Genomic DNA, 23,707 nt, shown 5'->3' with positions numbered 1-23,707 from the left:
AGCGGTGGTGGCGGAGCGAGCACGTAGGGATCGGAAAACACGACGCACCACTCGGGCACCCGATCCCGCCGCCGGAGGCAGCCCCGGTGCCGTATCACCCGCTGCGATCCGAACTCTCCTGCCCCACCAGCTCCCTGACCCTGCGCGCCAGGACATCGGCCGCAAACGGCTTGGTCAAGACCTGCATCCCGCGTTCAAGATGACCATGATTGAGCACCGCATTCTCGGCATAGCCGGTCACGAACAGCACCGGCAATTCGGGCCGCGGTGCGCGGATGGCATCGGCCAGCTGGCGGCCGTTCATGCCATTGGGAAGCCCGACGTCGGTGACCAGCAAATCCAGCTCGGGATAAGTGGCCAAGACGCGCAAGGCCGAGGGACCATCTTCCGCCTCCAGCACGCTGTAGCCCAGATCGCTCAGGACCTCCACCGTCACCATGCGCACCAGCGGTTCGTCATCGACCACCAGAATGGTCTTGCTGCCAGGCGCTGCCGCCGCAGAACCGTCGTCCGGCAACGGCAAGTCCTCTTCCCCGGCTTCGCCCAGGTGGCGCGGCAGGTAGATGCAGAGCGTCGCACCCTGACCCAGTTCTGAATAAATGCGCACCGCACCGCCCGACTGGCCGGCAAAACCATACACCATGGACAGCCCCAGCCCCGTGCCCTGCCCGGTCGGCTTGGTGGTGAAGAAAGGATCAAAGGCGCGCGCCACCACATCCGGCGACATGCCGGTGCCGGTATCGCTCACGCACAGCGACACGTACTGGCCCGGCGGCACACCGCGCTGCATGGCGGCAATGTCGTCCAGCCAGCGGTTGGCGGTTTCAATGGTCAGCCGCCCGCCGTGCGGCATGGCGTCGCGGGCATTGATGCACAGATTGAGCAAGGCGTTTTCCAGCTGGCCGACGTCAACGAAGGTGTTCCACAGGCCACCTGCCGCGATGGTTTCCACCGTGATCGCCGGGCCCACGCTGCGGCCGATCAGTTCGTGCATGTCGGCCACGATGCGGTTCAGGTCGGCCGATTTCGGATCCAGCGTCTGCCGGCGCGAGAAGGCCAGCAGCCGCTGCGTCAATGAAGCCGCACGCTTGACGGCAGATTGCGCGCCATTGAGGTGGCGCTCGATGTCCGAGATGCGGCCCTGGGCCAGCCGCACTTTCATCAGTTCCAGGCTGCCGCTGATGCCGGCCAGGATGTTGTTGAAGTCATGTGCCAGGCCGCCGGTGAGCTGGCCCACGGCTTCCATCTTCTGCGCCTGGCGCAGGGCTTCCTCGGCTTCCAGCAAGGCGTTGGTACGCTCCTGCACGCGCTGTTCCAGCGTGTCGTTGAGGGCGCGCAGCGCAGCCAGTGCGCGATCGCGTTCGGCTTCGACGGCGCGCCGCCCTTCGATGTCGATCAGCACACCGGGGAAGGTGCTGGCATGGCCGTCCGAGGTCAACTCCACGCGGCCATTGGCTTCCAGCCAGTAGTAGCGGCCGTCGCGGCGGCGCGTGCGGTATTGGTGGGCATAGGCACCGCCACGCGCCAGGGCTTCGCGGATGCGGATGGAAAGCAGATCACGGTCGTCCGGATGCACTGACTGCATGAGATCTTCCAGCTTCAGGCCAATCAGGCCCTTCTCAGGAGGGACGCCGAAGGCGGCCGCAAAACCGTCATCCACGCTGAACCGGTCGGAGGGGATGTCCCAGATCCAGGTGCCGATGATGGCCCCGGCCTCCATGGCCAGCTGCACGCGCTGGACGTTCTCGCGCAGAGCGGCTTCGGTACGGCGGCGTACGGTAATGTCGCGGAACAGCACCGAGACCTGCCGCATCTCCACCGGCCCGACGCGCGTGGCCGAGACTTCGATGTGCCGGCCCACGGCCTGGAATTCCTGTTCGAAACGCAGCGGCTGGCCGGTCAGCAGGACCTGGCCATAGACATCCAGCCAGACCTGGGCATTGTCCGGCTCGATCTCGCGCAGGCGTTTGCCGACAATGCCCTCGATGCCGGTATGCCGGTAATAGCCCGAATTGGCTTCGATGTGGACGTAGTCACTGAGCGGTCCATGCGGACCATCGATGAATTCGATGATGCAGAAACCGTCATCGATCGCCTCCAGCAAGGCGTGCCGATACGCTCTGCTCAAAGGGGAATTGCTTTCCATTGCCGTTGCCGCTTGCTGATCCAAGATTACGCCCTTCCTCGTCGCACTGTTCTGATTGAGCGTCCTCCGCCACCACGCTTGCGTCGTTACGGTAGAGCTTGTCGGCATAGTAATGGAAACCCTGCCCCTGCGGCCAGATTCCCGGACAAATCCCCCCGCCCTGACAGTCCATGTGGCTGCCCTTACAATGGCAGCCCGCTGCTGGTTGGCGCGCTCTTTCTTGTTGATTGGCTTTTATGACTACCGCTTCCTCCAAAACGCTCCCGTCCTCGCAAAATATTCTTGCCCGGCTGGATCACGTGGTCCTCAATACCCACTACCAGATCGATCGTGCCCACGCGCAACTGCATGCGCTCGGTTTTACGCTGACACCGCGCGGCCATCATACGTTGGGCTCGGTGAACCATCTGGTCATGTTCGAAGGCGGTTACCTGGAGCTGATCGGCCAGCCCCGCGAGAGCGAAAAAGTCCGCCAGGAAATCCTCGACAGTCCGCTCGGCCTAGATGGCCTGGTCTATGCCGTCGACGACATCCCCGCCTGCCACGACGCCTGGCAGGCGCTGGGGCTGGCCGTGCAACCGGTGCAGCACTTCTCGCGGCCGGTGGAAGTGGACGGGGTGGCCATCGATGCGCGCTTCTCCACGGTCCGCCTGATTCCCGGCCAGTTCGCCGCCGGACGCGTCTATGCCTGCCATCACTTCACGCCCGAACTGGTCTGGCGTCCGCAGTGGATGGCCCACGCCAATGGTGCGCGCGGTGTTGCCAGCATGGTCGTGGTGGATCGCGATCCTCAGGCGACCCGCCTTTCCTATGCACGGCTGGGCCAGTGGGAAGATGGCTTCCAGCTGGAGTTCCTGGATGCTCCTGCCCTCGCTTCACGTCTCGACACGTTGGCCGAGCATGCTCCCTCGCGGCCGGCGGCCTTTGCCATGCTGCGTTTCTTCGGGGCGGACCGGGCCATTGTTGCCGCGGGTGCGCGCTCGCTCGGATTGCCGTTGCAGCAGGATGCGCAACGGGTGCTGGTGGCCCTGCCCGATTTTGATGCCGTCTTCGAATTCACCGACTGAAACGTAATCCTTTCAAGAGGGTGCCGCAGCGGCATGCGGCGCGCAGTCGTCGGGAATCTTCTGTCCCGGCGTAATCAATGGAATCACTGCGGCCACCGGCGCCACCAGCGCCAATGCGGCGGCCGCACCAGCCCGCGCGGCCAGAGCCCCCTTGCTGGCACCGATGTCCGGTTTTGCGAACGTGCCACGTACATACAAGGGCGTACGCAGCGACAGGATGCGAACCTGCTTGGTGCGCGGAACCACGTCCAGCGAGAGGGTTTCCTTGGCCAGATCAACCTGGCCGCTGATGTCGATGGCGGCATCCTCGGTATTGAGAATGCCATGGCGCACCTGCGCCAAACCATCCTTGATGCTGACATCGGCGGCACCACACAGCAGCTTGACCTGCTGGTCTCGATACAGCTTGGCGAACACCGCATTGGCCAGGTTCAGGCCGGCCGCTTCCAGAATGAATTGACTGATGGTGCCCTGGCTGAGGTCCGCCTTGATCTCGCCGTTCGCATGAGCCAGCATGGCCGCGACCGAATTGCCGCTACCAGTCAGCGTGGCGCGGCCATCGACCTTGCCGAAGCTGGCATCGATGCGGGCCAGACGCGGGAAGAGTTCACGCACCTGCACACCCTGTACTTGCAGCTGCAGCTTCGCGCCGATATCGGTCTGGCGTCCGTCCAGGCGGATCTCTCCTTCTCCCTTGCCACCGGCCAGCGCAAAGTGCAGTGGCGCGGCGGTCAGCACCTGGTCTTGCAGGCGCAGCGTGGTGCTGGCGTCCTGCAAGTCGATGTCCGGATGCAACTGCACGCGTTTTGCATGCAAGGCGATCTCGGCATCCAGCTTGGCCCAGCGCTGTGGTTTGGCGGGCTGATCGGGAAGAACGCGGGTGGCGGTCTTGTCCGGATGCGCGCCGGATTTTTTCCCTGCATCGGGAACGTAGTCGGACAGGCGCAGCAGGCCCGCCTCCGCCGTCACGCGCAAGCGATTCTTGGGTGGTCCCCGGTAGTACTGCGCATCGCCGGAGAAATCACTGTCACCGACCTTTCCGGTGAAGTGCGCATAGTGCCAGTCCCAGGCGCGGGTCTCGGTATCGAGGCGGGTGATGCTGAGCTGACCTTGGGTCGTGAAGGGCCGCGTGGCGGGAAGCGGGACACCGCTGGCGGCGTAAAGCCGGTCGAGGCTGTCGCCGCTGAGTTGCAACTGCAGTTCGGCACGGGCCAATTGATGAGGATTGATGAGTTTGCCCGATAACGCCGTATGGACTTCGCCAACCTCACCTTCGGCCTGCAAGGGATAAATACTGTCTTCATTGAGGAGATCGGGCAAGGCTCCGCCGCGCAGATTGCCCTGAATGCTGGCATCTCCAAAGCGCCCGGTGATCGCGGCCTGCAACACCATGGCCGATGGGTTGGCAGGGCCGACACTGGCAGCGCCTTCTGCCTGGCGTACCTCCGCGGCCTGGTTAGCCGAACTGACCAGCGGTCGAACATCGAAGTGCAGATCCATGTTCAGCGGCTGGTCGACATAACGGATCTGTGCGCGCTCGAAGACGATCTGATGAATGTCGAAACTCCAGCGTGAACGTGGCTGGTCGGAAAAGCGCCAGCTCTTGCGACGCTCATCGGCGCGTTCCATGACCAGGTCCAGGCCTTCGACGCGCAGGTCGGTAATGTGCCAATGCCAGCGCAGCAGCGGCAAGGGAGAAAAGTGCAGATCCAGTGCGCGGGCGCGTAGCAGGTGGTCGGCGCTACTGGCCCACTCGGGATTGCCGATATGCAGTTCGCGTGCAGTGAAATGCAGTTGGGGGAGCCAGGGGCTGCTGCCGTCCTTGAGCGCAGGAGCCAGCGACCACCCCAGCGTGATGGGGCCATCGACACGAATCTCGCGCGCCAGCACAGCAGAGAGCTGGCGCGTGATCCAGGGCTTGGCCAGGTTCCAGTCGAACAGGGCAACGGCCAGCGCGAGCGCGGCTATCAATGCGACCAGCGTCAGGGCCACCCAGGTCAGGAACCTGAAACCCCGCCTCATCATGATGGTGATTGCCGTCTCCCCGCCCTCTCGCATGTTTCCCCTTCCTCCCTGGCCGCTGGCCATCGACTGATCTGCGTTCTGCAAACGCAACAGTATCAGCTGGCGGACGCGCCAAGGCTATAGGAGGCTGCGCCACCTGCTTGTCAGAGTAGCGGCAGCGCGGAGGGCAGCACCGTCAGGAACCGCTCAGAAGGTTTCCCAGAGGTCTTCGTCAGCGCGCGCTGCGGACTTGCTCGCGGGTGTGGACGCCGGGACCGCCACGGCAGGCGCACGGAGAACCGGGACGGCCGCTGCCTTCGGGGCCAGAACTGGCGGTCGGACCGGCGGCCGGACGGGTGCTGCCGGCTTGGCAGGCGCTGCCACGGTCACCTGCGGGCCTTGCGCCAGCTTGAAGATGCTGATCGCGGTAGCCAGGTTAGCGGCCTGGTCCTGCAGGGCTCCCGCAGCTGCAGCGGCCTGTTCGACCAGGGCAGCATTTTGCTGGGTGCTTTCATCCATCTGGCCCACTGCCCGGTTGATTTCCTCAATCCCGGTACTCTGCTCGACACTGGCGGCCGAAATCTCGCCGACGATGTCGGTAACGCTGCGCACGCTGCTGACCACCTGCTCCATGGTGTGGCCGGCTTCGGCCACCAGCAGGCTGCCGCCCTCCACCTTGGCGACGGAATCGCTGATAAGGCCCTTGATTTCCTTGGCTGCGGCCGCCGAACGCTGCGCCAGCGAGCGCACTTCAGAAGCCACCACCGCAAAGCCGCGGCCCTGCTCACCCGCGCGCGCCGCTTCCACGGCAGCGTTCAGGGCGAGGATGTTGGTCTGGAAGGCGATACCGTCGATGACACCGATGATGTCGACGATCTTGCGCGAAGACTGGTTGATTTCTTCCATCGTGGTGACCACGCGGCCGACGATTTCACCGCCTTGCAAGGCCACCTCGGAGGCCGTGGCAGCCAGTTGGTTGGCTTGGCGGGCATTGTCGGCGTTCTGGCGCACGGTGGAGGTCATCTCTTCCATGGCCGATGCGGTTTCTTCCAGCGAACCGGCTTGCTGCTCGGTGCGCGACGACAGGTCCATGTTGCCACTGGCGATTTCTCCCGAGGCGGTGGCAATCGAGTCGGTACTGCGACGCACACCGGAGACGATGTCGACCAGGTTGTCGTTCATCTTGCGCAGGGCCGCCATCAGCTGGCCCGTCTCATCTCTGGAATGCGGTTCGATGCGCGTGGTCAGGTCACCGGCAGCGACGTTCTCGGCCACACGGACGGCCTCGTTGAGCGGCTTGACGATGGAACGTACCATCAAATACCCCAGCAGGATCGCGGCCAGCACGGCGACCGCCGAGCAAGCCAGGGTGACCTGGATCGCCAGCGCACCGTCAGCGACGGCCTGCGCACCTTCAGCACGCAGCTGGCTGTCCTGGGAATCGGCGAAGGCGGTGGCGAGGGAAAGATAGGCGTTCTGGCTGTCGGTAATCTTGCGCAGGACGAATTCGTCGGCGGCATCGCCCTGGCCTGCCCGGATCAACGCCAGGAACTGCGCCCGGCTGGTCTCGAAGAGCTGGCGCGCATCATCCAGCGCCTTGGCCTTCTTCTGGCCTACTGCAGTCACCTGGCGCGCCGTGATCTTGTCCAGGGCTTCCTTGCTGGCGCGGACCGCAACGTCCAGCTGGCCGATGCGCTTTTCATTGGCGGCCGGATTGCCGATGTCGATGGCCATGCCACGCAGGTACTTGATCTGCTCGTTGACGCCGTCACGCAGGTCGAATGCCCAGCGCACCTTCAGGTAGCGGTCATTGACGATCTGGTCGATCGCACGATTGATGTTGTTGATCTTGATGAAGGCGGTGATGCTCACCACGGCCAGCAAGGCCACGATGAAGGCAAACACGATCGCCAGGCGCGCGCCGACCTTGAGATTCCCGAAATATGCAAACATGCTGGTTCCCTATGCTGTTCATTTATTGTCTGTCTCTTCCAGTCCTCGAAGATCCAGCTTCTTGTTATCGAACAGGGAAACAAGCTCCTCTGTATTTTTATTCTGGAGCCCGCATGATGCGCCAAGGCAACCCATCGTACAACCGTTGCGCGACACTATTTCAGCAAGTGTCGCAAAGTCATCACACAACTAGATGTATAAATGTGTTTGTTTGTAAATCTCTTGCTCAGAACACCACGCCAGCGCCGAGGATGATATTGGCGTAAGGGGTGCATTCCCCGGTGCGAATATAGGCCTTGGCAGCGGCGGTCGCCTGCTTGAAGGCTTCATGCGACAGGGTACGCGCTTGCGGCAGGTCCAGCGCCGCAATCTGTGCTGCCAACGCAGGGCTGACGGTCTGCATTTCATCGGCCACGACGTGGAATTCCACCTGCAATTCCGTGAGCACCGTCTTGAGTACCGTCATGAAGTCCGGCACGCCGCGGGTCACCGCCAGATCGATCACGGGGACACCCGCGGGAGCAGGCAAACCGACGTCCCCGATGACCAGCGTATCGCCATGCCCCATGGTGGCGATGACCTGGGAAATGGCGGCGTTGAGCAGAGCAGTCTTTTTCATGGCAATCAGAAAGATAAGCGATCAGAGCACGACTTCGTCGCGCGTGGGAATGGAGGTCTGGGCACCGACGCGGGTCACGCTCAGGGCGGCCGCCGCCTGGGCATAGGCGATGGCGTCGAACTGATCGCGGCCCTGCGCAATGGCACCGATGAAACCGCCGATGAAAGTGTCGCCCGCCGCCGTGGTGTCGACCGCCTGTACCTTGCGCGCCGGCAGATGACGCTGCTGGCCGTCGGCGAAGGAGCCGTAGACGCCCTTCTCGCCCAGCGTCACCACCACGTTGCGCGCGCCCAGCCCGTGTAGCTTCTGCGCCAGCAGCGGGATGTCCTCGGATTGCTCCTCGGCCAGCATGGCGGCTTCGATTTCGTTGAGGATCAGGTAATCGATCTTTTGCAGCAGTGCACGGGGCAAGGCTTGTGCCGGTGCGGGATTGAGCACTACGGTCTTGCCCAGGGCGTGAGCCAGTTCGATGCTGTGGATGACGGTCTCCATCGGCACTTCCAGTTGCAGCAGCACGATGGAAGCCTGTTCGATCACGGGGCGCGCGCGTTCGATGCGCTCCACGTCCAGGCGGCCATTGGCACCGGCGGCGATGACAATGCTGTTCTGGGCATTGGCGTCGACCATGATGGAGGCAATGCCGGTGGCTTCGCCCGCGACTTCGTCAATGTAACGGTCATCGATGCCGCAGGCGGTGATCGACTGGCGCATCTGGCCACCGAAGGCATCGTCGCCCACGCAGGCTACCATGGCCACCGAAGTACCAGGTGCGGCCAGGCGGGCGCAAGCCACGGCCTGGTTGGCACCCTTGCCGCCGGGGATGGTCATGAATTTGTCGCCAGCCAGGGTTTCGCCCGGCAAGGGCATGCGCGGGACGCGCAGGACCAGGTCCATGTTGACGCTGCCGATGATGACGATCATGTGTGTTCTCTCGTGCTCTGTTGAAGTGTTTCTTGTTCAGGTCAGGTTCCGGCGCGGGCCGGTCGAGCCGCGCAGCTGGAGTTGCGGCGCCACCGTCTCGCGGCGCGCCGGCAGGCTGGGGTCGGCGATGCGTTCCAGCAGGAACTGTGCCGTCAGGTTGCCCAGCTTGCGGGTATTTTGTGCCACCGTGGTCAGGGGCGGATGGACGAATTGCGCCAGTTCGATATCGTCGAAACCTACCACCGACAATTCGCCCGGCACCTCGATCTGCAATTCACCGGCGGCACGCAACACGCCGATGGCCATCATGTCGTTACAACAGAAGATGGCATCCGGCCGTGCGCCCTGCGCTCGTCCCTGCAGCAATTGCATCGCAGCCTGATAACCGCCGATGCCGCTGAAGTCGGCATGCAGCAGGTCGCCGTCGGCCAGCGCCAGGCCGCCCGCCTGCAGGGTCTGGCGGAAGCCCTGCACGCGCTCGTCCGACAGTTCCAGGCCATCCGGCCCGGCGATGCAGGCCACGTGGCGGCGCTGCAAGTCCAGCAGATGGCGCGCCGCCAGGCTGCCGCCGAGCGCGTTGTCGGTGCTGACCAGATCGATGTCCAGTTCCTTGGGCGCACGGTCCAGCAGGACGGTCGGAATATCGAGCCTGCCCGCCGGATTGAGATCGGCCTGGTTCAGGGTGGCGATGATGAGGCCATCGCAGCGCTTGGTCTGCAGGACTTGCAGGTAGTCGCGCTGCTTGTCGGGATCATCGTCGGAATTGCAGAGGATGACGCTGTAGCCGGCACCATAACAGTGGTCTTCGATTCCGCGTGCCAGCTCCGAAAAGTACGGGTTGGTGTTGTTGGGAATGATCAGGCCAATACTGCCCGTGACCTTGCTGCGCAATGACCGCGCCAGTGCGCTGGGGACGTAGTCCAGTTCCTTGACGGCGGCCAGTACGCGCTCACGGGCATCGCTGCTGACCGGGCGCGTCTGGTTGAGCACATGCGAGACCGTGGTGTAGGACACCCCGGCCAGCCTGGCGACATCCTTGATGGTGGCCATGGCGAATTCGCTCAGCGGGCGTGGCGTTGGCCGCGACGGCGATAGGTGTCCAGGATCACGGCGACCACGATGACGGCGCCGGTGATGATGCGCTTCATCGGCTCGCTCACGCCAACCTGGGCCAGGCCCGCTTCCAGCACGGAGATGATCAATACGCCGATGAAGGTGCTGACGATGGAACCCCGGCCGCCCATCAGGCTGGTGCCGCCGATGACCACCGCCGCGATGACTTGCAGCTCCATGCCCACGCCGCCGTTGGGATCGGCCGCTTCCAGGCGCGAGACCTGGAACAGCGCCGCGATACCGGCCAGCGCGCCCATCAGGGCGAAGGCCAGGATCTTGCTGGGATTGGGGTTCACGCCGGACAGGCGCACCGCTTCTTCATTGGTACCGATGCCGATCCAGTAGCGGCCCAGCACGGTGCGGGTCAGCACCAGTTGGGCGATGATCACGATGGCGATGGCCGACAGGAAGGCCGGCGACATGCCGAACAGAATCGGCGAGCTGATCACGTCCACCGCGCTGCCGATGTATTCGGTGCGCGAGTTGGTGACCTGGTAAGCCAGGCCACGAGCGATCTCCAGCACACCCAGCGAGACGATGAAGGAAGGAATGCGCCAGTGCACCGAGACCATTCCGGTCAGCGTGCCGCACAGCGCCGCCACCACCACGCCCAGCGGGGCCGCAGCGTACAACGGCCAGCCCCAGCGCACCATGGCCATGGACAGCATGGAGGCCGCCAGTGCCATCACCGAGCCGACCGAGAGGTCGATGCCGCCGATGATGAGGATGAAGGTCATGCCCACCGACATCACCACCAGCGGCGGGATGTCATTGGAAAGCGTGATGAAGGTCGCCGCACTGAGGAAGTTCTCGCTCAGGAAGGCGAACATCACGCACATGGCCAGCAAGGCCGCGATCAGGCCCAGGTAGTTCTTGAAACCGGCCAGGTAGGCCGCTTGCCGGCTGGCGGCGGGGGTAGAGGAAGAAGTTTGCATCTGTCTCGTTGATTCTTGGCAGTTGATAGTCGGGCCGAAGAGTGCGGCCACTCAGGCAGTATTGCCGGCCACGTGCGCCGCTGCGGCAGCTTCCTGGCGTCCCACATAACCGCTGAAGGCGGCCGCCAGGATGCGCTCCTGCGACCAGTCATCGCGGCTGAAGGTATCGGCAATGCGGCCTGCGCTCATGACGGCGATACGGTCACAGATCTGCATCAGTTCGCGCAGGTCGCTGGAGACCACCAGCAAGCCCTTGCCCTGCGCCGCCAGTTCGGCGAAGAGGCGATAGATATCGGACTTGGCGCCGATGTCGATACCGCGCGTGGGTTCATCGAACAACATGATGGGGCAATCGCGGTACAGCCAGCGGGCGATCACCACTTTCTGCTGGTTGCCGCCCGACAGTTCGCCGGCGGCTTGCGCCACGCTGCCGCTGCGGATGCGCAGTTTCTTCACATAGTCCTGCGCCACGCTGCTCTCGGCCGCGTGATCGAGCATGCCGGCGCGGCTCACGCTGCCCAGATTGGCCAGCGAGGTATTGACGCTGATGGCTTGCGGCAGCAGCAGCCCCTGCCCTTTGCGGTCTTCGGTGACCATGGCGATACCGGCCTTCACCGCATCCTTGGGACTGCGGATGCGCGCAGGCTGCTGGCTGTCGCCAATGAAGATCTCGCCCTGATCGGCACGGTCTGCGCCAAAGATCAGGCGCAGGAGTTCGGTCCGGCCGGAGCCGATCAGGCCGGCAATGCCCAGCACTTCACCGGCATGCAGCGCCAGGCTGGCCGGCTGCACGACCGGAGCACGCCCGAGGCTACGAATGCGCAGCACCGGAGCACCGATGTGGCGATGTTCGGCATCGAGGTCAACCTTGGTCAGCTCACCGGCCATCAGTTGCACCAGTTGCTCGGTGGAATAACGGCCGATGTCGTCATTGCAGACCAGCTTGCCATCGCGCAGGACCACGATGCGGTCGGCGATGCGCTTCAATTCTTCCAGCCGGTGCGAGATGTAGATGATGGCCACACCTTCGGCGCGCAGGCGCTCGATGCGCGAGAACAGCAGTTCCACCTCGCGGTTGGTCAGCATGGCCGTGGGTTCGTCCAGGATCAGGCAGCGGCAGCTGCCGATCAGGTTGCGGGCGATCTCGACCATCTGCTGGTGGCCCAGGCCCAGGTCGCCGACCGGCGTCCACGGGTCGAGCTCACCGAGTCCGACCACTTCCATCTGGGCGCGAGCGGCCTCGGCCAGCTTCTTGCGGTCGATCCAGCCGAAGCGGCGCGGCAGTTTTTCCAGGAACAGGTTTTCCGCAATCGACAGCGTGGGGATCAGGTTCAGTTCCTGCATCACCATGCGGATGCCCAGGCCTTCAGCCTGCGTGCGCGATGTCGGTTGATAGGGCTGGCCATCCAGCGTCATGCCGCCGGCGCTGGCGTCGACCAGGCCGCAGATGATCTTGGAGAGCGTGCTCTTGCCGGCGCCGTTTTCGCCGGTCAAGGCCAGCACCTGGCCCGGACGCAGGTCCAGGTCAATGCCATCGAGCACCGGTGCGGCGTAGCTCTTGCCGATGCCGGACAAGGTCAGCAAGGGCGAAGCTTGGGAGGGAGAGTCGTTGGGCTGCATGGTTCTGTAGCGCACAAGGAGGGAGAGGCAAAGCCCCGCGCCCGGTCACGGGCGCAGGTACCTTGCAGAGAAGACGCCAGAGAGCGTCGGTATTACTTGGTGACCAGCGAGACCTTGGTCTCGACCACGCCACCCAGGGCGCTTTGCGGCTTCTTCTCGGTCACGGCCTTGAGGGCGGTCTCGATGCCGAAGACGGCTTGCTGCTGGGCGAACTGGTCCACGGTGGCCAGTACGCGGCCATCCTTCAGCATCGGCTTGATGGCGTTGATGTTGTCGTAACCGACCAGTTGCACCTTGCCGGTCTTGCCAGCGGCGCGGATGGCGGCCACGGCGCCCAGCGCCATGTTGTCATTGCCGGCCAGGATGGCCTTGATGTCCGGATGCGCGTTCAGGATCGAGGCGGCGACCTTGTTGCCCTGGTCGATTTCCCACTGGCCCGACTGCACAGTCACGACATTCGCACCGACATCCTTCATCGCATCCTGGAAGCCCAGGGTGCGCTGCTGTGCGTTGAAGGTGGTGGACACGCCTTCAATGATGGCGACCTTGTCACCCTTTTGCAGTTGCTTGCCCAGATAGTCGCCGGCCAGCTTGGCGCCCTTGCGATTGTCAGGGCCCACGAACGGCACGGTGATGCCCTTTTCCTTCAGGGCGGCGTCGTCCAGCTTGTTGTCGATGTTGACCACGATGATGCCGGCGTCGATGGCCTTCTTGACCACCGGCACCAGGGCCTTGGAGTCAGCCGGGGCGATCACCAGGGCATTGACCTTGGAAACGATCATCTGTTCGACGATCTTGATCTGGTTGGCGGTGTCCTGCTCGTCCTTGATGCCGTTGGCGATCAGGTCGAACTTGCTGGCGTTGGCCTTCTGGTATTCGCGGGCACCGTTCTCCATGTTCAGGAAGAACTCGTTGGCCAACGACTTCATGACCAGGGCCACCTTGGGCTTGGCCGGAGTCTGTGCCATGGCGGCACCGGGAAGGACTGCACATGCCAGGGCGGCGATGGCGAAATGGCGGCGGGTGAATTTGTTCATCTGGGTCTCCAGTATTGATGTTGCCGGCGTTTCCTAGAAGATAGACGCCGTTATAAGTGCGCAAACGTTTGCGCGGAAAGGAGAATAGCACCGCAAAATAAGAAAATAAAGCTGCGGTGCAGCTTTTTTTTCATCCTTGGAGATTGCGTGAGGAAGCCCGCTGCAGCCCCTTCTCCACCGCCGAAACGGCGAACGGCGAGGAGCGCCGGCAAGACGCTCCCCGCCGTTCTGGCAGGCAAATGCAGGTGTCAAATGACGAGTCGACGATACGCGCGGAAGACCAGCACGGCACAGCCCCCATGTCCACGCCCTTGCGCGGGATGGGAAGCGGCATGCTTCAGGCCAGCACTGGTCCGATACCCTCGCCTGGCGTCGATCACGCAGCGCCGGCGTTCATTCCGGCGTGCGTCAGGGTGAATGTTTGGAGGTCAGTGACCGAAATGGGTGCGGCGCCAGACATAAGCTCCGAAGGCACAGCTCCCCACGATCACGTACATCGCATACCACACCAGTGCCTGGCTACCGTAGCTCATGAGCAATTCCATCAGTTTCATGCTTGTCTCCTCTGCTTTTGATGGCCGGGCTGTTATTCGCCTGGCTTATCGTCCCAAGGGGTGAAAATGTCGAAACGACAATATCCCCGGCTTGCTGCGAGCGCTGTTGTCAGTAGTGTCAGCATCGGCGCCCTTCCACGCCGCGCCGTTACAGGCCCGTGCAAGTATCTTGCTACTGCCAAAAGGTGATGTAAACAATCGTTTGTTCTGCGCAGCAGCAATTCATGGCCGAGCTGCTGGTCGGCATTTCGTTGTCGTAGGGATTCACTTCGTCATGTGGAAGCGGAAGCCTGTCGGGAGCCCGTTTCCGGCCGGAATCGCACTAATGGTGTGCAAACAATTATTTTTTATATAATTTTTTGCATCGCAAAACAGAAAGTCGATATTTCGTCGCCAAATGGCGACTTTTCGTATGTCTCAAGCGTATTGATGAGATTTTTGATAGACAACACGCACAGTGGCCGCATGGAAAATGCGGCGCACCGTGATGTTCACGCTGGTGATATCTCTTTGCGCCACAAGACCAGTGTGCCCAGCAAGCCCGCCAGGATGGAGCCGCCCAGCACCCCCAGTTTGAGCTTGGCTTCGAAATCCGCACTCAATCCCTGGAAGGCCAGGCCGCCGATGAAGAGACTCATGGTGAAGCCGATGCCACACAGCATGCAGACGCCGATGAACTGCCGGGTACTGGCACCGGCCGGTGCTGCGGCCAGTCCGCTGCGGATCATCAGCCAGGCTGCACCGAAGACACCGATGGTCTTGCCCAGTAGCAGTCCGCCGGCGATGCCGAGCGGGATCGGCTCAAACAGGTTGCCCAGCGACATGCCCTGGAAGGACACGCCGGCATTGGCGAAGGCAAACATGGGCAGCACAAGGAAGGCCACCCAGGGATGCAAGCCATGCTCCAGGGCACCCGCCAGCGGCTGGTCGTCGGCGTCGCGCATGGGAATGGCCAGCGCCGTGACCACCCCGGCCAGCGTGGCGTGGATGCCCGACTTGAGCACGCACACCCAGATCACCAGACCGACGACGATGTAGATATCTGCGCGCCGCACGCCGCTGCGATTGAGCAGCAACAGGACCAGCGTCCCTACCCCGGCCCCGGCCAGCATGCCCAGTGAGAGGTTGTCGGTATAGAAGAGCGCGATGACCACGATGGCGCCCAGGTCATCGATGATGGCCACGGCGGTGAGGAAAACCTTGAGCGAGGTCGGAACCCGCGACCCCAGCAGCATCACGATACCGATCGCAAAGGCGATGTCGGTGGCCGCGGGAATGGCCCAGCCGCGCAGCGCCACCGGATCGCCCAGGTTGATGAGCGCATAGATCGCCGCCGGCACCACCATACCGCCCAAGGCCGCTGCCGCCGGCAGGATGGCCTGTTTGCGGGAGGCCAGTTCGCCTTCGACGAATTCGCGCTTGATTTCCAGACCGACCAGGAAGAAGAAGACCGCCATCCACAGGTCGTTCACCCACAGCAGCAGCGGCTTGGACAACACCACAAGACCACCGATGTCGACCTTGCCGGGAATCCGGGTGAAGGCCTCGTAGGTTTCTCGCCAGCTGCTGTTGCTGATGATCAGCGCCAGCACCGCAGCGATGGCCAGCACGATGCCGCCAGCGGCTTCATGCGCGAAGAAGCGGGTAAATGCGTTACCGCCGTGGGCCTGATGAGGGGATGTGGTCAATGCGGGCTCCTTGTTGTCGTCTTCAAAACAAGGCCTGACTGTAACAAAGGCCGAGGTCTTTCTCCAAACTTTCGGCCCCGGGGCTCGCGATGCGCGGACAAAAAAAATGGGCCGTCCCTCTCCACAGGAACGGCCCGACCCTCCACACCACAAACCTTCATGACGGCATTTTCAACCGCCCTATGCGCACGCATGCGGTGCGCATCTCTTCATCTTTTCGCCAATTAGCGATAAACCAGCACCGGTACCTTGCTATGCGCCAGCAGCTTCTGGGTCTGGCTGCCGAGCAGCAGGCGGCCCAGCGTGGAACGGGCCTTGGAGGCCATGATGATGGCATCGCAGTGCTCGCGTTCGGCCACGCGCATGATCTCTTCGTAGGGACGTCCACCCTGGGCCACCTGCACCGTGCAGGGGACACCTTCTTCACGGGCCATCGCGGTGATCATCTCGACGCTGGCCAGGGCACGTTCGCGACCGGCTTCATCGGTGCGCTCCACATCCACGCCGACGCTGACTTCAGGAATCGACAAGGCCCGCAGATTGCCTGCTACCGACAAGCCAACCAAGGTGCTGCCGCAGCTCTTGGCCAGCGCGATGGCGGCCTTGACGGATTCGTTGCACAGACGGGAACCATCGGTTGCCAACAGGATGTTCTTGAACATGATGACCTCAGCAGGTGACTGGATTGCGTTGACTTGGTATGACTGCATACTAAGCCTCGCCTGCATGAACGGATTTGACATGCATCAAGCCGCCCGGGCTGCAGCGCCGCAGCTGGCCTGCGTTTGCGCTGGATCAAATGGTACGGGCGCAGGCTCGCATCAGGGATGAAACGCCATGAAGCGCGTCACCAGCGCCTGCAGCACCGGCTTGAGCTGATCTGCCAGCGCTGCCTGCAACGCATAAGGTGCGTGCTCCTGCATGTAGCTGCGCTGCGCCAATTCCAGTTGGAGGGCATGGACCTGCCGGGCGGGCTGGCCGTAATGACGAGTGATGTAGCCGCCTTTGAAGCGGCCATTGAGTACGGCGGGAAACTGCGGCGCCAGTTGCTGCGCCAGCGCCAGCAAGTCTTCTCCAAGACCAGGTGCGCAGGCAGCACCGCTGGCAGTTCCGAAATTGAAGACCGGCAGTTCGCCCTCGAACAGATGCGGAATCACCGAGCGGATCGAGTGCGCATCCCACAGCAGCGCGTAGCCATGCACTGCCTTCAGGCGCGCCAGTTCGGCCTGCAGAGCCGCATGATAGGGATGCCAGTAGACCTGCAGGCGGCGTGCGACCTCGGCGGCATCCGGTTCACAGCCCTCGCGGTACAGCGGCAGGTTGTCGAATGTCGTCAGCGGACACAGCCCGGTGGTGTTCTGCCCCGGATACAGGCTCTGTCCGTCCGCTGGCCGGTTGAGATCGATCACGTAACGTGAATGAAAAGGACGAATCACGGAAGCGCCAAGGCCAAGGGCAAACTCATAGAGTTCGGCGATATGCCAGTCGGTATCGTCCACCTGCAGGCCAACCGTACTATAGGAGGCCAGCAACTCCTCCGGCAGACGAGTACCCACGTGAGGCATGGAAATCAGCAGGGGCGAACTACCTTGGTGCAGCTGGCAAATATCGTGCGGCATTACTGGCATCGTGCGGTCCTCAATCCTTCAACAATTCGGCAATCGCGCGGCGATAGGCGCGGCGCGCGTCATCCTGCAAGGGGTGCTGCCCGGAGGCCACGACCTGGCGGCCACCCACGTAGACATCCTGGATGGGCTGGCCATCATGCTCGCAAAACACCAGTGCCGAGAGCAATTGCCCGGGGCTGCGATCGGCCAGGTTGACGTCGTCCCCGTCGAGGACTACGAAATCCGCCTGCTGCCCCACAGCCAGTCCGGCGACCGCGCGGCCGCTGGCAGCCGCACCGCCTGCCACGGCCTGGGCAAACAGGCGGTCGGCCGTGGCCGGTGACGCTTCGGAGGCCAGCACGTTGCGCCGGCGATGATGCAAGCGTTGTCCATACTCCAGCAGCCGCAATTCGGAACGCGGGTTGATGGCGATATTGCTGTCCGAGCCCAGGCCCCAGGGAGTCCGGGACTGCAACAGCTGCCCGGCATCAATGATGCCGTCGCCCAGATTGGCCTCGGTCGTCGGGCACAGTCCCACGATCGCACCACTGGCGGCCAGATCCAGGTATTCCCCTTGATCCATGTGGGTGGCGTGAATCAGGCACCAGCGCGCATCCACGTCCTGCAGCGACAGCAGCAATTGCACCGGACGCTGGCCGCACCAGGCCAGGCAATCCTGAATCTCGCGCCACTGCTCGGCGACGTGGATGTGAACGGGAGCGTCGCGTCCTCCCGACTGCTGGCGCAGGCCGCTGACCAGTTCTTCCAGGCCTTGCGGCGATACCGCCCGCAGCGAATGCGGGGCTGCGCCATAGCGGCGCATCGGGTTCTCCGGCAAGGCGTGCAGCAGGCGCTCGCGCAGGGCCAGCAGGTCGTCAGGCGTCGCGATGAAACGCGCCTGCTCCTGCGAACCCGGCTGCCCCCCGAAGCCGCCGTACTGGTACAGCACCGGCAGCAGGGTCATGCCGATGCCCGCCTCGGACGCCGCCTGCATCAGCCGCAGCGCCAGTTCGGCGCGGTCGGCGTAGGGGCTGCCGCCCGGGGCATGGTGCAGATAATGGAATTCGCAGACGGAGGTATAGCCCGCTTTGAGCATCTCGATATAGAGATGGCAGGCAATGGCGTGCAGATGCTCCGGCTGCAGTCGCTGGGCAAACCGATACATCAGCTTGCGCCAGCTCCAGAAGGAATCCGAAGGACTGCCCATGACCTCAGTCAGGCCGGCCATGGCGCGCTGGAAGGCATGCGAATGCAGATTGGGCATGCCTGCAATCACCGGCCCGGACGCCTGCGCTGCTGTGCCAGGCGCGCTGCGGGCGCTGATCTCGATCAATCGTCCGGAGTCATCCCAGCGCAGCAGGACGTCATGCTGCCAGCCATCCGGCAGCAAGGCCAGCGGGCAAAACAGGGCACGCGCCGATTGGCGAGGGAGCGCGTGCGCATGCGGCTGTGGATGTGCATGCAGGTGTTGCTGTGTTTGTTCGCCAAGCGATGCCATATGCTCACCTTTTATACTGGCGGTTTTGTAGTGTATGCCGGACACCGTTGTGCCGCTTGCAGCGGGTGGAATCAGAACGGCCTCGGCGCTTCAACGCTTACATGTGCTGGCCTTCCTTTTGCTTGGGGACGATGCAGACCAGCAGCACCACCGCCCCCGGCGCACACAGCAGATCGGGCATGCGCGCTCTGTGCCCTGGTTGCAGCCGCGCGAACTGGCCGGCGCGCAAGGCCTGTTGCAGACCGTCTTCATCGGAAAGGCAGGCTGCGCCTCTTGCCATGTACAACAAAGCGCTGTGGCTGGGCAGGCAACGCGAATTGCGCTCGTCCAGCATCACTACCCTGCCCTCGGCGACTTCACGCCGCACCATCAGGTTGAAGTCCAGCGTGGGCGCACCATGCATCCGCACCTGGATCGATTGCTCACCGGGGAAGTCGTACGGCGCAAAGCAGTGCGCCAGATCGTGGACCTGCCGTCCCTCGCTGTGCAGCGTGAAACCGCCGCCTTCAAGCAGGACGATGGTGCGATCGATACCCTCGAAGGTGGAAAAATCTGCATCGCTACCGACGTCGGCCACGCTGGCCCGCCAGATAAAACTGGCGAAGTCGGCCTCCGGCGGCTCCACGCACAGTTCACGGGTCTGCCCGCCCTCGTTCTTCCAAGGGACGGCCGCCACGCTGGCCAGCTCGCCGACGAACGCTATCGCACCGTGCTGCGGCACTCCGGAACCCGCCACCGCATGGGCTTTACCCGGCATGACCCACCTCGCGGGCCAGCATGGTTTGCAAGAAACTGCGGGTACGTGCCTCGCGCGGTGAAGTAAATATCTCGGAGGGCGGACCGGACTCGACGATGCTCCCGTGATCCATCACCACCACCACATCGGCCACCTCGCGCGCAAATCCCATCTCGTGCGTGACGATGAGCATGGTCATGCCGTCGCTGGCCAGGTCCTGCATCACCTGCAGTACTTCACCGACCAACTCCGGATCCAGCGCCGAGGTGGGCTCGTCGAAGAGCATCACCTTCGGTTCCATGGCCAGCGCACGGGCGATAGCCACGCGCTGCTTCTGGCCGCCGGACAAGGTGCCGGGATATTCCTTCGCCTTGTGTTCCAGCCCGACCTTCCTGAGCAGCCGCAGCCCCTGCTCCTGCGCCGCCTTGCGCGGCACGCCGCGCAGGCAGGTCGGTGCCAGGGTGATGTTGTCCAGCACGTTCAGGTGCGGGAACAGGTTGAAGGACTGGAATACCATGCCCACCTCGGCGCGCAGCGCATCGAGCATGGCTTCGGGCATCATGCGCCCGCCCTCGACCACCGTATGGCCGCCGACCACCACGGTGCCGCCCTCGGCGGTCTCCAGCCCGTTCAGGCAGCGCAGCAAGGTGCTCTTGCCACTGCCGCTGGGGCCGATGATGACGACCACCTGACTTGGGGCGACCGAAAAATCGATGTCCTTGAGCACGAGATGGCTGCCGAAGGATTTGCGCAAGCCTTTGATATCGACCACGCTGTGTTCCATCACACCCTCCCTTCGGAGCGCAGGACCTTCTCGATCCGGCGCAGCGCCAGCGTGGTCACGCTGGTCAGCACGAGATAGATCAGGGCAATGACCAGATAGGTTTCCAGCGAGCGGTAAGTAATGCTGATGATCTTCTCGCCCTCATGCATCAGGTCGGCAATGGTCAGCAGCGACACCAGTGCCGAGTTCTTGATCAGCGCGATGAATTCATTGCCCAGCGGCGGAATCATGCGCACGAAGGCCTGCGGCAGGATCACGCGGCGCATCGCCATCCGATAAGGCAAGCCCAGCGAGCGTGCCGCTTCCATCTGGCCGCGTTCGATGGACTGGATCGAACCACGCACGATTTCCGAAATATAGGCAGCGCTGTAGATGCCGAGCCCGAGGATGCCGCACACATACGCCGGCAGGATCACGCCCACATGCGGCAACCCGAAGAACCACAGGAACAGCTGCACCAGCAAGGGGGTGCCGCGTACCAGCGTGAGATAGAAAGTACACAGACCATACAACAGCCGGCGCTGCGGATTGAGCCGCCCCAGGCCGGTCAGCAGGCCCAGCACGCACCCCAGCACCAGCGAGGCGGCGGTGATTTCCACGGTCACCATGGTGCCGTGGAGGAGCGAGGGCCAACTGTCCCAGACGCCCGAAAAGTCCAGTTTCATGAAGTGCTCCGGCAAAAGGAGTCGCTTGCCCGGTCACGGCTGGCGGACCGGGTCGGCCATGCAGAGAGGAATGGAGGAGCCCGGCGACAACGCCAGGCCAGGTGCGCAGGATCTCAGTCCTTCCTGGCAAACCACTTTTCGGTCAGCGCATCGTAGGTGCCGTTCATGCGCAAGGTCTGCAGGGCCTTGTTGAGATGCTCGACCAGCGCGGTATCGTTCTTGCGCAGGGCAAAACCATACAGTTCGGTGGTCAATCCCTTGTCCAGCACACGTACCAGCGGCTGGGTGCGGGCATATTCGACGGCGGCCGGACGGCCGGTCACCACCGCATTGACGCGGCCGGTGGCCAGCAGGTCGAACATGGCCTGGTTCTTTTCCACTTCCACGCGTTCCACGCCGGGGAAGTTGTCACGCAGATAGCTCACCGATTTGGTGCCGACCTGAACCGAGACGCGCTTTCCCTTGTTCAGGTCTTCCGGCACCTTGATGCTGGTGTCGTCACGCCGCACCAGCACGGCCAGACCACCCCGATAGTAGGGATCGCTGAAGGTAACCACCTTGCGGCGCTCGTCGGTCATGTAGATGGCCGAGGCAGCGATGTCGAAGCGGTTGGAAATGAGGCCGGGAATCAGGCCCTTGAAGTCGATGTCGATCCACTGGATCTTCTTGCCCATGGTTTTGGCCAGGGCTTCCATCAATTCGATATCGAAACCGGTACGTTTGCCATCCTTGACGAATTCCATCGGCGGGAAGGTGGCATCGGTACCGACACGGATCACGTTGTCGGCGGCACGGGCGGCAGGCGCGGCCGCCACCAGCAGAAACAGGCTGGCCGAGACGGCGCACAGCAGGCGGGAAAGCTTCATCATGAGTTCCTCGGTAGAAACGACGACATGGACTGGACGCCGGGGTACCGGCGTAATGGATTATTCATCCCTGGGCCCGGATGGGGCCCTCCCGCGTCCAGCCAGCACCGTCTCTCCGGACGGCGCAGCCTGACTGGCTTAAAAACGATTACATATGCGCTGGGCGGACTCCACCGTCATGCGGACCAGCTCCTGTTCGCGGTTACCCACGCGCAGGGCCGGCGCCATCAGGGTGATGGTGCCTTCCAGGCGGCCATTGGAAGTCATGATGGGTACCGAGACGCCCCACACGCCCAGGTCCACTTCACTCTCGCTGATGGAATAGCCGCGACGGCGGATCTCATCGAGCTGTGCTTCCAGCGCGGCGGCTTCCTCGGGCTTGTCGCCCAGCTGGTCGGCCACCAGTTTTTGTTGCAGCTTGCGTGGCATGAAGGCCAGCAGGCTCTTGGCCGATGCTCCCTTAAGCAAGGGATGTGCCCGGCCCTTGGTGAAGGAGCAGCGCAGTGGCTGGTCGCTTTCTTCCATGGCGATGCACACCATCTGGCCGTTGATCGGCACCAGCAGGCCCACGCTCTCCCCGCTGCGCTGGACCAGCGAAATGATTTCCTCGCGGCTCTGGCTGATGAGGTTGGAGTTCTGGTCGAACCCCCACGCCAGCTGTACCCCGGTCGGCCCCGGCTCGAAGGTGCCGGAATTCATGTGTTCCTGCAACAGTCCCCATTTCTTGAGGGATGCCAGGTGGCGATAAACGGTACTGACCGGTTGTTGCACCATCGCAGCAATCTGCTTGGCACTGACGGGCTTGCCGGCACGGGCCACGCCGGCGAGTACGTGGAGAACGCGGTCAACGATGGTAGAGGTTTGTGGTGAGTCCATGGCGGCAATATAAGGTTAAATTCTCACTTTGGGCGAACGATTCCCGTATATGAGGAAATAAATAGAAAAATTTTGAGCTACTTTTTCATATATTCCCAGCGGGCGGCTGAATTTTCTCACCTGTAACGAAAATTGCCTCATGCTATTTTTTTACTGGGTAGTGCCGAAATTGTTTCGGTGTCGACACTTCTTCCCTTTTTAGGGCAAAGTGCTATGATTAAAGGCACCATTTTGAAAATATTGTCGACACGGCGAAAAACCCATGAGCGAGCTGATTGCACTGCCTGGTGCCGAACGTGACGGAGAAACCCTCTCCGAACACGTTTTTCGCAAAATCCAGAGCGCCATCGTGCAGGGCGAGATCGCGCCCGGCAGCAAGATTTCCGAACCGGAACTGGCCCGCACCTACGGCATCAGCCGCGGCCCGCTGCGCGAAGCCATCCACCGTCTGGAAGGACAGAACCTGCTGGTGCGCGTGCCCCACGTGGGTGCGCGCGTGGTGTCACTGACCCTCGAGGGCCTGGTGGAACTGTTCCAGATCCGCGAATCGCTGGAAGGCATGGCTTGCCGCCTGGCGGCGCAGCGCATGAGCCGCGCCGAGCTGGACGAACTGCGCCGGGTGCTGGAAACCCACGAGAAGGATGAAGCCTTCCAGGCTGGACGTGGCTACTACCAGCAAGAAGGCGACTACGACTTCCATTACAAGATCATCCAGGCCAGCGGCAACCAGATCCTCACGCGCATTCTCTGCGGCGAGTTGTACCAGCTGGCGCGCATGTATCGCATCCAGTATTCGGCCGCTCCCAACCGGCCACGCCAGGCCTTTGCCGAACACCACCGCATCCTCGATGCCCTGGCCGATGGCGACGGCGAACTGGCCGACCTGCTGATGCGACGTCACATCGGGGCCTCCCGCCGCAACATCGAACACCAGATCGCCCAGACCGGGCCCGGCAGTACCGGGCAGCAGCGCGATCAGGCCTGAACGCATTCCTCCACACAACAACCATTCCATCAA

Annotated in this window: 21 protein-coding genes; 2 read left to right on the top strand and 19 right to left on the bottom strand. The window is 62.9% G+C overall.

The annotated features are described in order from the left end of the window. Positions 1 to 94: 94 nt before the first annotated feature. Positions 95 to 2,146, bottom strand: coding sequence for a response regulator (locus tag ACWFUC_RS16845; protein ID WP_489637215.1), 2,052 nt, complete (start codon positions 2,144 to 2,146; stop codon positions 95 to 97). A gap of 236 nt (positions 2,147 to 2,382) precedes the next feature. Here ACWFUC_RS16845 and ACWFUC_RS16840 point away from each other — a divergent pair, with 236 nt between their 5' ends. Continuing rightward, positions 2,383 to 3,213 carry a VOC family protein gene (locus ACWFUC_RS16840; protein WP_489625472.1) on the top strand — a complete coding sequence of 277 codons (831 nt, stop codon included), beginning with the start codon at positions 2,383 to 2,385 and terminating at the stop codon, positions 3,211 to 3,213. 12 nt (positions 3,214 to 3,225) lie between these two features. Here ACWFUC_RS16840 and ACWFUC_RS16835 read toward each other — a convergent pair whose 3' ends face one another. From ACWFUC_RS16835 to ACWFUC_RS16750, 18 genes are all read right to left on the bottom strand, one after another. Further along, on the bottom strand, positions 3,226 to 5,238 hold the full coding sequence (locus ACWFUC_RS16835) for an AsmA family protein (protein ID WP_489625471.1): 2,013 nt from the start codon (positions 5,236 to 5,238) through the stop codon (positions 3,226 to 3,228). A gap of 186 nt (positions 5,239 to 5,424) precedes the next feature. Next, on the bottom strand, positions 5,425 to 7,170 hold the full coding sequence (locus tag ACWFUC_RS16830) for a methyl-accepting chemotaxis protein (protein ID WP_489625470.1): 1,746 nt from the start codon (positions 7,168 to 7,170) through the stop codon (positions 5,425 to 5,427). 226 nt (positions 7,171 to 7,396) lie between these two features. After that, positions 7,397 to 7,789 carry a D-ribose pyranase gene (gene rbsD / locus ACWFUC_RS16825; protein WP_034341119.1) on the bottom strand — a complete coding sequence of 131 codons (393 nt, stop codon included), beginning with the start codon at positions 7,787 to 7,789 and terminating at the stop codon, positions 7,397 to 7,399. 21 nt (positions 7,790 to 7,810) lie between these two features. Beyond that, positions 7,811 to 8,710, bottom strand: coding sequence for a ribokinase (rbsK, locus tag ACWFUC_RS16820; protein WP_121040193.1), 900 nt, complete (start codon positions 8,708 to 8,710; stop codon positions 7,811 to 7,813). A gap of 36 nt (positions 8,711 to 8,746) precedes the next feature. Then, on the bottom strand, positions 8,747 to 9,760 hold the full coding sequence (locus tag ACWFUC_RS16815) for a LacI family DNA-binding transcriptional regulator (RefSeq protein WP_489625469.1): 1,014 nt from the start codon (positions 9,758 to 9,760) through the stop codon (positions 8,747 to 8,749). Positions 9,761 to 9,771: 11 nt separating this feature from the next. Next, a complete protein-coding gene (locus ACWFUC_RS16810; protein ID WP_121040189.1) occupies positions 9,772 to 10,758 on the bottom strand; it encodes an ABC transporter permease in 987 nt (328 codons plus the stop codon). A 51-nt stretch (positions 10,759 to 10,809) separates the two neighbouring features. Continuing rightward, entirely contained in the window at positions 10,810 to 12,378 is a 1,569-nt protein-coding gene (locus ACWFUC_RS16805) for a sugar ABC transporter ATP-binding protein (protein WP_134222354.1), read from the bottom strand. Positions 12,379 to 12,470: 92 nt separating this feature from the next. After that, positions 12,471 to 13,415 (bottom strand): sugar ABC transporter substrate-binding protein, encoded by a 945-nt coding sequence (locus tag ACWFUC_RS16800; RefSeq protein ID WP_039788120.1) that lies wholly within the window; start codon positions 13,413 to 13,415, stop codon positions 12,471 to 12,473. A gap of 428 nt (positions 13,416 to 13,843) precedes the next feature. Then, positions 13,844 to 13,969: a hypothetical protein gene (locus ACWFUC_RS16795; protein WP_255475291.1), complete on the bottom strand. Its 126-nt coding sequence runs from the start codon at positions 13,967 to 13,969 to the stop codon at positions 13,844 to 13,846. 491 nt (positions 13,970 to 14,460) lie between these two features. After that, positions 14,461 to 15,657, bottom strand: coding sequence for a Na+/H+ antiporter NhaA (gene nhaA, locus ACWFUC_RS16790; protein ID WP_489625468.1), 1,197 nt, complete (start codon positions 15,655 to 15,657; stop codon positions 14,461 to 14,463). Between the two features lie 224 nt (positions 15,658 to 15,881). Beyond that, complete coding sequence (locus ACWFUC_RS16785; protein WP_039788122.1) at positions 15,882 to 16,319, bottom strand: universal stress protein; 438 nt, start codon at positions 16,317 to 16,319, stop codon at positions 15,882 to 15,884. A gap of 159 nt (positions 16,320 to 16,478) precedes the next feature. Then, positions 16,479 to 17,276, bottom strand: coding sequence for an N-formylglutamate deformylase (hutG, locus tag ACWFUC_RS16780; protein WP_489625467.1), 798 nt, complete (start codon positions 17,274 to 17,276; stop codon positions 16,479 to 16,481). A gap of 19 nt (positions 17,277 to 17,295) precedes the next feature. Continuing rightward, entirely contained in the window at positions 17,296 to 18,762 is a 1,467-nt protein-coding gene (locus tag ACWFUC_RS16775) for a formimidoylglutamate deiminase (RefSeq protein WP_489625466.1), read from the bottom strand. Between the two features lie 97 nt (positions 18,763 to 18,859). Beyond that, positions 18,860 to 19,519 carry a HutD/Ves family protein gene (locus ACWFUC_RS16770; RefSeq protein WP_489625465.1) on the bottom strand — a complete coding sequence of 220 codons (660 nt, stop codon included), beginning with the start codon at positions 19,517 to 19,519 and terminating at the stop codon, positions 18,860 to 18,862. Then, entirely contained in the window at positions 19,509 to 20,282 is a 774-nt protein-coding gene (locus tag ACWFUC_RS16765; RefSeq protein WP_245201944.1) for an amino acid ABC transporter ATP-binding protein, read from the bottom strand. Before ACWFUC_RS16765 ends, ACWFUC_RS16770 begins: the two co-directional genes overlap by 11 nt. After that, a complete protein-coding gene (locus ACWFUC_RS16760) occupies positions 20,282 to 20,947 on the bottom strand; it encodes an amino acid ABC transporter permease (RefSeq protein ID WP_039788129.1) in 666 nt (221 codons plus the stop codon). The genes ACWFUC_RS16765 and ACWFUC_RS16760 overlap by 1 nt, the downstream gene beginning before the upstream one ends. A gap of 113 nt (positions 20,948 to 21,060) precedes the next feature. Next, the gene (locus ACWFUC_RS16755) at positions 21,061 to 21,813 is read right to left on the bottom strand and encodes a glutamine ABC transporter substrate-binding protein (protein ID WP_489625551.1); all 753 of its coding nucleotides are present in this window, start codon (positions 21,811 to 21,813) and stop codon (positions 21,061 to 21,063) included. Between the two features lie 138 nt (positions 21,814 to 21,951). Next, positions 21,952 to 22,689, bottom strand: a complete 738-nt coding sequence (locus ACWFUC_RS16750; protein ID WP_034332582.1) for an IclR family transcriptional regulator — start codon at positions 22,687 to 22,689, stop codon at positions 21,952 to 21,954. Positions 22,690 to 22,951: 262 nt separating this feature from the next. Between ACWFUC_RS16750 and ACWFUC_RS16745 the strand changes: the two genes are divergently transcribed. Further along, a complete protein-coding gene (locus tag ACWFUC_RS16745; RefSeq protein WP_134222347.1) occupies positions 22,952 to 23,674 on the top strand; it encodes a GntR family transcriptional regulator in 723 nt (240 codons plus the stop codon). Positions 23,675 to 23,707: the final 33 nt, after the last annotated feature.

The organism is Herbaspirillum sp. Her4 (assembly GCF_057961335.1).
The sequence above is the reverse complement of the archived record's forward strand: the minus strand, read 5'-3'. Positions and strand labels throughout refer to the sequence as shown.